This window comes from Neisseria sp. HMSC068C04 (assembly GCF_001810105.1).
In the GTDB taxonomy this organism is placed as follows: Bacteria; Pseudomonadota; Gammaproteobacteria; order Burkholderiales; family Neisseriaceae; genus Neisseria; species Neisseria flavescens_B.
In genome coordinates this window covers 21,859-33,701 of the sequence record NZ_KV799896.1, presented here as the reverse complement: position 1 = coordinate 33,701, position 11,843 = coordinate 21,859, and the positions used below count along the sequence as shown (strand labels likewise).

At 47.7% G+C, this 11,843-nt stretch carries 9 protein-coding genes; 4 read left to right on the top strand and 5 right to left on the bottom strand.

Annotation, left to right across the window (positions count from 1 at the left end):
- The first annotated feature begins 125 nt into the window (after positions 1–125).
- From gyrA to HMPREF2700_RS00340, 4 genes are all read left to right on the top strand, one after another.
- Entirely contained in the window at positions 126–2,897 is a 2,772-nt protein-coding gene (gene gyrA, locus HMPREF2700_RS00355; RefSeq protein WP_070589123.1) for a DNA gyrase subunit A, read from the top strand.
- Between the two features lie 64 nt (positions 2,898–2,961).
- Entirely contained in the window at positions 2,962–4,803 is a 1,842-nt protein-coding gene (gene uvrC, locus HMPREF2700_RS00350; RefSeq protein ID WP_070589121.1) for an excinuclease ABC subunit UvrC, read from the top strand.
- A gap of 27 nt (positions 4,804–4,830) precedes the next feature.
- A complete protein-coding gene (aroD, locus tag HMPREF2700_RS00345; protein WP_070589119.1) occupies positions 4,831–5,580 on the top strand; it encodes a type I 3-dehydroquinate dehydratase in 750 nt (249 codons plus the stop codon).
- Between the two features lie 134 nt (positions 5,581–5,714).
- The gene (locus HMPREF2700_RS00340; RefSeq protein WP_070589117.1) at positions 5,715–6,284 is read left to right on the top strand and encodes an acetate uptake transporter; all 570 of its coding nucleotides are present in this window, start codon (positions 5,715–5,717) and stop codon (positions 6,282–6,284) included.
- 78 nt (positions 6,285–6,362) lie between these two features.
- Here the strand turns inward: HMPREF2700_RS00340 and yfaE are convergent, their stop codons facing one another.
- The 5 genes from yfaE to nrdA form a co-directional block, all read right to left on the bottom strand.
- Positions 6,363–6,662, bottom strand: a complete 300-nt coding sequence (yfaE, locus tag HMPREF2700_RS00335) for a class I ribonucleotide reductase maintenance protein YfaE (protein ID WP_070589115.1) — start codon at positions 6,660–6,662, stop codon at positions 6,363–6,365.
- A gap of 61 nt (positions 6,663–6,723) precedes the next feature.
- On the bottom strand, positions 6,724–7,101 hold the full coding sequence (locus HMPREF2700_RS00330; RefSeq protein ID WP_009427512.1) for a DUF6979 family protein: 378 nt from the start codon (positions 7,099–7,101) through the stop codon (positions 6,724–6,726).
- A gap of 75 nt (positions 7,102–7,176) precedes the next feature.
- Positions 7,177–8,310, bottom strand: a complete 1,134-nt coding sequence (gene nrdB, locus HMPREF2700_RS00325) for a class Ia ribonucleoside-diphosphate reductase subunit beta (protein ID WP_141745805.1) — start codon at positions 8,308–8,310, stop codon at positions 7,177–7,179.
- Positions 8,311–8,392: 82 nt separating this feature from the next.
- Complete coding sequence (locus HMPREF2700_RS00320; RefSeq protein WP_070589112.1) at positions 8,393–9,256, bottom strand: DUF4393 domain-containing protein; 864 nt, start codon at positions 9,254–9,256, stop codon at positions 8,393–8,395.
- A 40-nt stretch (positions 9,257–9,296) separates the two neighbouring features.
- Positions 9,297–11,576 (bottom strand): class 1a ribonucleoside-diphosphate reductase subunit alpha, encoded by a 2,280-nt coding sequence (nrdA, locus tag HMPREF2700_RS00315; RefSeq protein WP_070589109.1) that lies wholly within the window; start codon positions 11,574–11,576, stop codon positions 9,297–9,299.
- Positions 11,577–11,843 lie beyond the last annotated feature (267 nt).

Here is an 11,843-nt window from a genome sequence, read left to right as displayed (position 1 = left end):
GGAATTTTGCAAAGGTCTCAGGCCGTCTGAAATCCTGTTTCAGACGGCCTTCACGCAAAAGCCATAAACCGCTTGTTTTGTGGTAGAATCAACAAGATTTTTGCCATACGAAATTACAGATAATCATGACCGACGCAACCATCCGCAACGACCATAAATTTGCACTTGAAACCCTGCCTGTCAGCCTTGAAGACGAAATGCGCAAGAGCTACCTCGATTACGCCATGAGCGTAATTGTGGGGCGAGCCCTGCCGGATGTCCGCGACGGTCTCAAACCGGTACACCGCCGCGTGTTGTACGCGATGCACGAGTTGAAAAACAACTGGAATTCCGCCTATAAAAAATCGGCGCGTATCGTCGGCGACGTTATCGGTAAATACCACCCACACGGCGATATAGCCGTTTACGACACCATCGTCCGCATGGCGCAAGACTTCTCCATGCGTTATGTGTTGATCGACGGTCAGGGCAACTTTGGTTCTGTCGACGGCTTGGCCGCGGCAGCCATGCGTTATACCGAAATCCGCATGGAAAAAATTTCCCATGAAATGCTGGCGGATATTGAAGAAGAAACCGTTAATTTCGGTCCCAACTATGACGGCAGCGAACATGAGCCGCTGGTATTGCCGACCCGTTTCCCTGCGCTGTTAGTCAATGGTTCGTCCGGTATTGCCGTCGGTATGGCAACCAATATTCCGCCACACAATTTGGGCGATACCATCAATGCCTGCCTGCGTTTGTTGGACGAGCCTGAAACTGAAATCGACGAGCTGATCAATATCATCCAAGCTCCCGATTTCCCGACCGGCGCAACTATTTACGGCTTAAGCGGCGTGCGCGAAGGCTATAAAACCGGCCGCGGCCGCGTGGTAATGCGCGGTAAAACCCATATCGAGCCTATCGGCAAAAACGGCGAACGCGAAGCCATCGTTATCGATGAAATCCCATATCAAGTCAACAAAGCCAAGCTGGTTGAGAAAATTGGCGAGTTGGTACGCGAAAAAACGTTGGAAGGCGTATCCGACCTGCGCGACGAGTCCGACAAATCCGGTATGCGTGTCGTGATCGAATTGAAACGCAATGAAAATGCCGAAGTCGTTTTGAACCAACTCTACAAACTGACCCAGCTGCAAGACAGCTTCGGTATCAACATGGTGGCCTTGGTTGATGGCCAGCCGCGTTTGCTGAACCTGAAACAAATCCTGTCCGAGTTCCTGCGCCACCGTCGCGAAGTCGTTACCCGTCGTACTTTGTTCCGCCTGAAAAAAGCGCGTCATGAAGGCCATATTGCCGAAGGTAAAGCAGTTGCTTTGTCCAATATTGACGAAATCATCCGTCTGATTAAAGAATCTGCCAATGCGCCGGAAGCCAAAGAAAAACTGCTGTCCCGCTCATGGCGCAGCAGCTTGGTTGAAGACATGCTCAGCCGCACGGATTTAGACCTGCACATGATGCGCCCTGAAGGCTTGCCAGAGAATTTGGGTCTGCACAGCCAAGGCTATTATCTGAGCGAATTGCAAGCCGATGCCATCCTGCGCATGAGCCTGCGTAACCTGACCGGCCTCGATCAGGAAGAAATTGTCGGCGAATATAAAAATCTGATGAGTAAAATTATTGATTTTGTGGATATTCTTTCCAAACCAGAGCGCGTTACCCAAATCATTCGCGAAGAATTGGCAGACATTAAAGCCAATTTCGGCGATGAACGCCGCAGCGAAATCAATCCGTTTGGCGGCGATATCGCCGATGAAGACCTGATTCCGCAACGCGAAATGGTTGTTACCCTGACTCATGGCGGCTACATTAAAACCCAGCCGACAACTGATTATCAGGCGCAACGTCGCGGCGGTCGCGGCAAACAGGCGGCGGCAACCAAAGACGAAGACTTCATCGAAACCCTGTTTGTTGCCAACACGCATGATTATTTGATGTGCTTCACCAATTTGGGCAAGTGCCATTGGATTAAAGTGTACAAACTGCCGGAAGGCGGCCGCAACAGTCGTGGTCGTCCGATTAATAACGTTATCCAATTGGAAGAAGGCGAAAAAGTCAGCGCCATCTTGGCCGTCCGCGAGTTCCCGGAAGACCAATACGTTTTCTTCGCCACTGCACAAGGCATGGTGAAAAAAGTCCAGCTATCTGCGTTTAAAAACGTCCGCAGCCAAGGCATCAAAGCCATCGCACTTAAAGAAGGCGATTACTTGGTCGGCGCAGCGCAAACCAGCGGTGCGGACGATATTATGCTGTTCTCCAACTTGGGCAAAGCCATCCGCTTTAACGAATATTGGGAAAAATCCGGTAACGATGAAGCAGAAGATGCTGATATCGAAACCGAAAACGAAGATTCAGACGGCCTGGATGATGAAAATGCCGAAAACGCATTGCCAAGCGGCAAACACGGTGTCCGTCCGTCCGGTCGCGGTAGCGGCGGTTTGCGCGGTATGCGCCTGCCGGCCGATGGCAAGATTGTCAGCCTGATTACCTTCGCCCCTGAAGCCGAGCAAAGCGATTTGCAAGTATTGACCGCTACCGCCAACGGCTATGGCAAACGCACCCCGATTGCCGATTACAGCCGTAAAAACAAAGGCGGCCAAGGCAATATCGCCATCAATACCGGTGAGCGCAACGGCGATTTGGTTGCCGCGACTTTGGTCAGCGAAACCGACGATCTGATGCTGATTACCAGCGGCGGCGTCCTAATTCGTACCAAAGTTGAGCAAATCCGTGAGACCGGCCGTGCTGCCGCAGGTGTCCGCCTGATTAATCTGGATGAAGGCGAAACCTTGGTCAGCTTGGAACGCGTGGCCGAAGAGGCTGAAGATGAAGCCGCTTTAGAAAGCGATGCAGCTGAAAACCAAGTGGTAGAAGCTGAAGATACTCCGTCTCAAGAATCTTAAACATCAATGAAAAAGGCCGTCTGAAAAGTTTTCAGACGGCCTGCTTATTCCAAAAGAAAATCCCGTGAGCGCAACCGAACCGTTCGATTTACCTCTTTTTCTGAAAAATCTGCCCAATCTGCCGGGCGTGTACCGTTTTTTTGACGAAGACAACAATGTTTTGTATGTCGGCAAAGCGGTCAATCTCAAGCGGCGCGTTTCCAGCTATTTCCAAAAAAACGACCATTCGCCGCGCATCGCATTGATGGTAAAACAGGTTCACCACATCGAAACCACCATCACGCGTTCCGAAGCCGAAGCGCTGATTCTCGAAAACAACTTCATTAAAGCCCTGTCGCCGAAATACAATATCCTTTTCCGCGATGACAAAAGCTATCCTTATTTGATGCTCAGCGGCCATCAATATCCGCAAATGGCGTATTACCGCGGCACGCTGAAGAAGCCTAATCAATATTTCGGCCCGTATCCCAACAGCAACGCCGTGCGCGACAGCATTCAAGTGTTGCAAAAAGTCTTTATGCTGCGCACCTGCGAAGACAGCGTATTCGAGCACCGCGACCGTCCTTGTTTGCTTTACCAAATTAAACGCTGCACCGCGCCTTGTGTCGGCCACATCAGCGAAGAAGATTATCGCGACAGCGTGCGTGAAGCCGCGACTTTCCTCAATGGCAAAACCGACGAACTGACGCGTACCTTGCAACACAAAATGCAAACCGCCGCCGCCAATCTGCAATTTGAGGAAGCCGCCCGTTACCGCGACCAAATCCAAGCGCTCGGCATTATGCAGAGTAATCAGTTTATCGACAGCAAAAATCCGAACAATCCCAACGATATCGATTTGCTTGCGCTGGTGGTTTCAGACGGCCTGGTTTGCGTACACTGGGTCAGCATCCGCGGCGGACGGCACGTCGGCGACAAAAGCTTTTTCCCCGACACCAAAAACGATCCCGAGCCAAACGGACAAGATTACGCCGAAGCCTTCGTTGCCCAACATTATTTGGGTAAAAGCAAACCCGACATCATTATCAGCAACTTTCCCGTTCCCGATGCGCTGAAAGAGGCTTTGGAGGGTGAACACGGCAAGCAGATGCAGTTTGTCACCAAAACCATAGGCGAACGCAAAGTCTGGTTGAAAATGGCGGAACAAAACGCGCAAATGGCGATTGCTCAACGCCGCCTGCAACAAAGCAGCCAGCAACACCGCATTGATGAACTGGCCAAAATCCTCGGCATGGATTCAGACGGCCTCAACCGCCTTGAATGTTTCGACATCAGCCACACGCAAGGCGAGGCCACTATTGCGTCCTGCGTTGTGTACGATGAGCAAAACATCCAGCCTTCGCAATACCGCCGCTACAACATCACGACTGCCAAACCTGGCGACGACTACGCCGCCATGCGCGAAGTGTTGACGCGCCGTTACGGCAAAATGCAGGAAGCCGAAGCCAACGGCGAAAGCGTCAAATGGCCGGATGTCGTGTTGATTGACGGCGGCAAAGGGCAAATCGGCGTAGCCGTATCGGTATGGGAAGAACTTGGGCTGCATATACCTTTGGTCGGTATCGCCAAAGGCCCCGAGCGCAAAGCCGGCATGGAAGAACTCATACTGCCTTTTACCGGCGAAGTCTTCCGCCTGCCGCCCAATAGCCCGGCTTTGCATTTATTGCAAACCGTACGCGATGAGTCGCACCGCTTTGCCATCACAGGCCACCGCAAAAAACGCGACAAAGCACGCGTTACTTCCTCACTCAGCGAAATCCCCGGTATCGGCAGCAAACGCCGCCAAGCATTGCTCACCCGATTCGGCGGTTTGCGCGGCGTGATTGCGGCCAGCCGCGAGGACTTGGAAAAAGTTGAAGGCATCAGCAAAGCATTGGCGGAAACCATTTATGAGCATCTGCACTGATTGGTTTGAACAGCAAAAAGGAACAATATGAAACCTGTCATCATCAAAAATATCGAGATCGGCAAAGGCCTGCCTAAAATTGCCGTGCCGCTGGTGGCCGCCAATACGCAGGAATTGGAGCAGGCTTTGCGCGTATTGAAAGAGACGGCTTTTGACATTATTGAATTTCGTGCGGATTTTTTTCAAGAGGCGCTTGATGCTGATTTTATTGCCGAGCAATTAGGCATCGCTCGACAGGCTTTTCCTGACAAGCCCTTGCTGTTTACGTTTAGAAGGGCGCAAGAGGGCGGCAATACGCCTTGTTCTGATAACTATTATTTTGAACTATTGGAAAAAATCATCCGTTCCAAACAAGCCGATATTATCGATATTGAGCTTTTTGCCGAGGAAAGCGGCGTAAAACAAACCATTGCTTTGGCGCATAAGTATCAAACTGCCGCCTTACTTTGCAATCACGATTTCCAAGCCACGCCGTCTTTGGCAGACATTACAGGCCGTCTGAAAACAATGGCCAAGTGGGGTGCGGATATCTGCAAAATTGCCGTTATGCCGCAATCGCCGCAAGATGTATTGACCTTATTACAGGCAACATATGATGTTTCACAAATTATCGACCGCCCGGTTATTACTATGTCTATGGGTAAAACCGGAGTCGTCAGCCGCTTGGCCGGTTCAACTTTCGGCTCGGCCGTTACCTTTGGTGCAGCACAAAAAACGTCTGCCCCCGGCCAAATTGATGCCAACGAATTAAGGAAAATCTTGGCGATTTTGGGGTAGTTTAATTATTAATATTCAAGTCCGTCCGAAAAATATTTTTCAGACGGCCTGATTTTTTTAAATTTATTTCTTTTAATTTTAAATAAAACCTGTAACAATAGGCTTCCTATTTTAATAACTAGAGGAGAAATAAAATGACTACTACTAAAGAAAACCTGGCGAATCCAGGTCCAGTAGGCCTGTGTGGCTTTGCATTGACAACTTGGTTGCTCAGTCTGATTAACGGCGGCTTTTTTACTGCTCAAGAGGGTGTCGGCTTAGTTTTGGGCATGGCTCTTGCCTTTGGTGGTATCGCCCAAGTTATTGCCGGTATGTTTGAGTTCAAGAAAGGTAATACGTTTGGCTTTACCGCTTTTATCAGCTATGGCGCCTTCTGGTGGACATGGGCTTTGTTTACCATCTTTTTCAAAGGTGAAACAGCTCCGGCATTTATCGGCTGGTATCTCTGCGCATGGGGTATGTTTTCGCTGATGATGTTTGTGGCCACCTTGACCAAGCCTAAAGTATTGAGCGGTATTTTCTTTTTCTTGACACTGACTTTCTTTGCTTTGGGTATTGGCGATGGTATGCAAAACCACAGCATCGTCCATATCGGCGGTTGCTTAGGCTTGGTAACTGCACTTGGTGCGTTCTACTTGGCAGCGGCAGAAGTCATCAACGAATCTTTCGGCAAGACGGTTTTGCCGGTTGGAGAGCGTAAATAAGCTTAACCATGCAAAATGCCGTCTGAACGGTGGACATGAAATCAAGGATTTCAGCCACAATGTTCAGACGGCATTTTTTTATTTGTCTTCAAATAAATCGACATCAAATAAATCCGGCTCTTTGATGCGCTCCCGACAATCGAGCTTGATGTCTTCAGTAACCCGGCAGCAGCACGGCAAAATTTCTCCGGGCGCGACAAAAGCGAGCGGAAAATTATCATAAGAGACTTTTCCATCCAAGATTTTGATCCGGCATGAACCGCAATAACCGCTGCGACATTGGTATTCAACCTCGTGTCCGGTGCGCTCCAAGCCCTCCAATAAGGTTTCGCCTTGTTGGAGTTGGAAGGTTTTGTCGTGTGTGCTAATGAGTGCCATGTGTGTTTTAGGGCATAGAGGCCGTCTGAACAATGTTTCAGACGGCCTTAAATATATAAATTCAAATAATCAAGCCTTTTTCCCACAAGGCCAAAACGACATGAAGCTGGCTGTTATATTTTTTTTCATTACCCACAATTTCGCGCCAGAAAACGGATTTTTTCTGATTTGCCCATTCGGGATCATTTTTTAAAAGGCTGACCGCTGCAACGGCATATTCTCCGTTTTTGGAATGTTTGGTTTTGACTTTTTCCGGGTTGATTCCTTTAACCAACCCCGCACGACACAATCCCAAAAATGCATTCTTTGGGCATCCTTTTTTTCTAATTGACTCCTTGATGGGAAATGATGCCGCAATCTCTGTCCAAGCTTGTTCCATATCTTCATATTTAGAATATGATTCAGCTGCTTTTACCGCAATGTCGCCATAAATCTTCATTTTTGGTTATACCTTGAGGATTGAAAAGAGATTTTCAGACGGCCGGTTACGCCCAAAGGCCGTCTGAAACGCGGTTTACAGCTCGAAATCGCCCAAATCGTCCGCGCTGACTTCCGAATCAATCTGACCGATTAAGTAAGAAGAAATTTCCACTTCCTGCGGCGCAACCTGTACATTGTCAGAAGACAGCCATGCGTTGATCCAAGGAATCGGATTTTGGGTCGCACCTTCAAATCCGGCAGGAAGGCCAACCGCCTGCATACGCAGATTGGTAATGTATTCAACGTATTGAGCCAGAATTTCCTTGTTCAGGCCAATCATTGAGCCGTCTTTAAACAGATAGGCCGCCCATTCTTTTTCCTGCTCGGCTGCTTTTTTGAAGAGGTTGAAACACTCGTCCTGCAATTCATTCGCAATTTCAGCCATTTCAGGGTCATCGGCACCGGCGCGCATCAGGTTGAGCATATGCTGGGTGCTGGTCAGGTGCAGGGCTTCGTCACGGGCAATCAGCTTGATGATTTTAGCGTTGCCTTCCATCAATTCTCGCTCGGCAAAGGCGAACGAGCAGGCGAATGAAACGTAGAAGCGGATGGCTTCCAATACATTGACGCACATCAGGCAGAGATAGAGCTTTTTCTTCAACTCGCGCAAAGATACGGTAATGAGCTTGCCGCCGACATTGTGCGTGCCTTCACCCAACAGATTGTAATACTGAGTGTATTCAATCAAATCATCGTAATAGCAGGCAATGTCTTCAGCACGGGCGATGATGTATTTGTTTTGCACAATATCATCGAACACGACTGACGGATCATTCACGATATTGCGGATGATATGAGTGTAGCTGCGCGAGTGGATGGTTTCGCTGAAGCTCCACGTTTCAATCCAAGTTTCCAGCTCGGGAATCGATACCAAAGGCAAGAACGCAACATTCGGGCTGCGTCCTTGAATCGAATCAAGCAGGGTTTGGTATTTCAGATTGCTGATGAAAATATGTTTTTCGTGTTCGGGCAGATTGGCGTAGTCGATACGGTCGCGCGATACGTCGATTTCTTCCGGACGCCAGAAGAAAGACAATTGTTTTTCGATCAGTTTTTCAAATACTTCGTATTTCTGCTGGTCATAACGGGCAACATTTACCGGCTGACCAAAAAACATTGGCTCTTTCAGCGCATCGTTTTTGGTTTTGGAAAAGGTGCTGTAGGACATGGTCAGGTGTTCGCAGGACATAGCGGTTTTCTCTTTACTAGGAAAAGAATTTACATTTCAAAAAAGAATTTTATTACATAAATTAACAGCATATATCCACAAATATTTTTCCTAATGACGTTAATTCACATATACCTTTTTTTAACTTTAACTTCTTTTCTATTAAGTAATTTTCGATATCTGAAGTAGAAATATTATTATCCAAAGCAATTTTATCTTTAGGATATTTTTCTAATAATTTTTGAACTTGCAATCGTCTATTCGTAACTAGATTATTTCTACTTAAATCCATAAACAAGTTAGTAGTGTAAAAATCTGCATATACTTTTTCATCTGTAAAATAATTATCCAGATCAATTTTTACCAAACCTAATTGAACTAAGCTATCTATAGACACAGCTATTTTCTCTATGTTCTGCTCTCCAAATACAAGACAGACAATTTCACTTAGAATATAGCTTCCATCTGTATTATTATCTTCAATATAATATACTCCAATAGCTATACTTTTTAACTCTTTCATTAATTGAAGTAGTCTAGCATCATGGGAGGATAAAGACTTAACTTTTTCAACAAAGCTATTGTGGATCTTTCCATTATTTCTAGCATCGAAAGAAGCTGATACTAACTTCGCAAATATTTCTCTAAGCTCCTCTTCTTCAAGATAATATTGAGATGCTTCGATAGCAGGCCCTAAAATACTATATTTCGGTTCTTGAATTTCTTCTTGGGGAATTTTTTCTAAATTTTCATTAAGTCTATTACTGAAATCATCTAACTCTTTTTTCCTTTTCAGTTGCTGTTTTTCTAACCATAAATCAAAAGAACCAAATACTTGCTTCCATACTAGATTTAATGTATGAGCCGGTGCTTCAGCTCCCTTTGTCAATAACGTTGTAGCACCTGCAGTTAAAATAGTTATAGCTGTTGTATCCATAATACTCATATCCAATTTTCTTAGAAATCTTCAACAATCTTCAATATGCTCAAATCTTACAAGCCCCTCCAGCGCAGCCGTCATCTTGAATATCGGTCTGCGTATCGTCTGCGCCATCGCGGGTGTTGTGGTAGTACAGGGTTTTGACGCCGTATTTATAGGCGGTCAGCAGGTCTTTGAGCATTTGTTTCATGGAAACTTTGCTGCCTTCAAATTTGTTTGGGTCGTAGGCGGTATTGGCAGAAATCGATTGATCGACGAATTTTTGCATTACGCCGACAAGTTTCAGGTAGCCTTCGTTGCCGGGAAGCTGCCACAGGGTTTCGTAGGCATCTTTCAGGGTTTCAAATTCCGGTACGACTTGTTTCAAAATACCGTCTTTTGATGCTTTAACACTGACCAGGCCGCGTGGGGGCTCGATGCCGTTGGTGGCATTGGCAATTTGCGAGCTGGTTTCAGACGGCATGAGTGCGGTCAGAGTTGAGTTGCGCAGGCCGTATTTGACGATGTCGGCGCGCAGGCTTTCCCAGTCGTAGTGCAAAGGCTCGTTGCACACGGCGTCCAAGTCTTTTTTGTAGGTGTCGATAGGCAGTTTGCCTTGCGAATAAACGGTTTGGTTGAAGAGCGGACATGCGCCGTATTCTTTGGCAAGGTTTACCGATGCTTTGAGCAGGTAATACTGCATGGCTTCAAAGGTGCGGTGGGTCAGGCCAAGCGCGGAGTCGTCGCTGTAACGTACACCGTTTTTCGCCAGATAGTAGGCGTAGTTGATAACGCCGATGCCGAGCGTGCGGCGGTTCATGGTCGCGGTGCGTGCTGCTGCGACCGGATAGTCTTGATAATCCAACAGGGCATCAAGTGCGCGTACGGTCAAATCGGCAAGCTCTTCCAGTTCGTCCAAGTTGTTCAATGCGCCCAAGTTGAAGGCGGACAGGGTACACAAGGCAATTTCGCCGTTCGGATCGTTGATGTTGTCCAGCGGTTTGGTCGGCAGGGCGATTTCCATGCACAAGTTGGACTGATGAACAGGCGCAACGCGCGGATCAAACGGGCTGTGCGTGTTGCAGTGGTCAACGTTTTGGATGTAGATACGACCGGTACCGGCGCGTTCCTGCATCAGGGTGGAGAACAATTCTGTTGCCGGCAAAGTACGTTTGCGGATGTTTGGGTCTTGCTCGTATTGAGTGTAGAGGCGCTCGAATTCGTCTTGGTCGGCGAAGAAGGCATCATACAAACCCGGAACTTCATTCGGCGAGAACAGGGTAATGTTGCCGCCTTTAATCAAGCGGGTGTACAGCAGGCGGTTGATTTGTACGCCGTAGTCCAGTTGGCGGATGCGGTTGTCTTCTACGCCGCGGTTGTTTTTCAATACCAACAGGCTTTCGGCTTCGATGTGCCACAAGGGGTAGAACAAAGTTGCCGCGCCACCGCGTACGCCGCCTTGTGAGCAGGATTTGACCGCCGCTTGGAACATTTTGAAAAACGGAATGCAGCCGGTATGTTGCGCTTCGCCGCCACGAATTTCGCTGCCCAAACCGCGGATACGTCCGGCGTTGATGCCGATGCCCGCGCGTTGGGAAACGTATTTCACAATCGCGCTCGTGGTAGCGTTGATGGAGTCGAGGCTGTCGTCGCATTCAATCAATACGCAGCTTGAGAATTGACGGGTAGGCGTACGCACGCCGCTCATGATGGGTGTAGGCAGCGATACTTTGAATGTGGAAACCGCGTCGTAAAAGCGTTTAACGTAATCCAAACGGGTCTCTTTCGGATATTTGCTGAAGAGACACATGGCCACCAAAATGTATAAAAACTGCGGTGTTTCATAAATTTGGCGGGTAACGCGGTTTTGAACCAGATATTTGCCTTCCAGCTGTTTTACGGCAGCATAAGAGAAGGTCATATCGCGGCTGTGGTCGATATAGGCATTCAGCTCATCGAATTCTTCACGGCTGTAATCTGCGATGATGTGGCGGTCGTATTTGCCTGCTTCGGTCAGTTTTTTAACGTGATCGTAGAGGTGAGGCGGTTCAAATTCGCCATAAGCAATTTTACGCAGATGGAAAATGGCGAGGCGGGCGGCCAGATATTGATAATCGGGCGTATCTTGTGAGATCAGGTCGGCCGCGGCCTTGATGATGGTCTCATGGATGTCGTCGGTACGGATACCGTTGTAAAACTGAATATGTGATTTGAGCTCGACTTGCGATACGGAGACGTTTTGTAAGCCTTCCGCCGCCCAAGTAACAACGCGGTGGATTTTGTCTAAATTGATATCTTCCAAGCGTCCGTCGCGTTTGGTTACTTTAATATTCGTTGCTGCATTCATTATTCAGTCTTCCCATTAAAAAAACACAAGATACGGTATGTGATTGCTTTGAATGGCACAATATAATGTATTTTTCTTTGTTTAACTAGACTTGACAATGCGCTTTTTTCAGGGGCTGATTAAGGAGGGGGAAGGCTCAGACTAGGTTTCATGTGGCTTTGTGGCGATTTGGCATTATTTTGTATTTGCATCACATTTGGTCAGACATTGGCTAGAGGCTTATGAAATAAAGAAATTTATATTCGGCGTCTGTCTAAATAGAAGGTG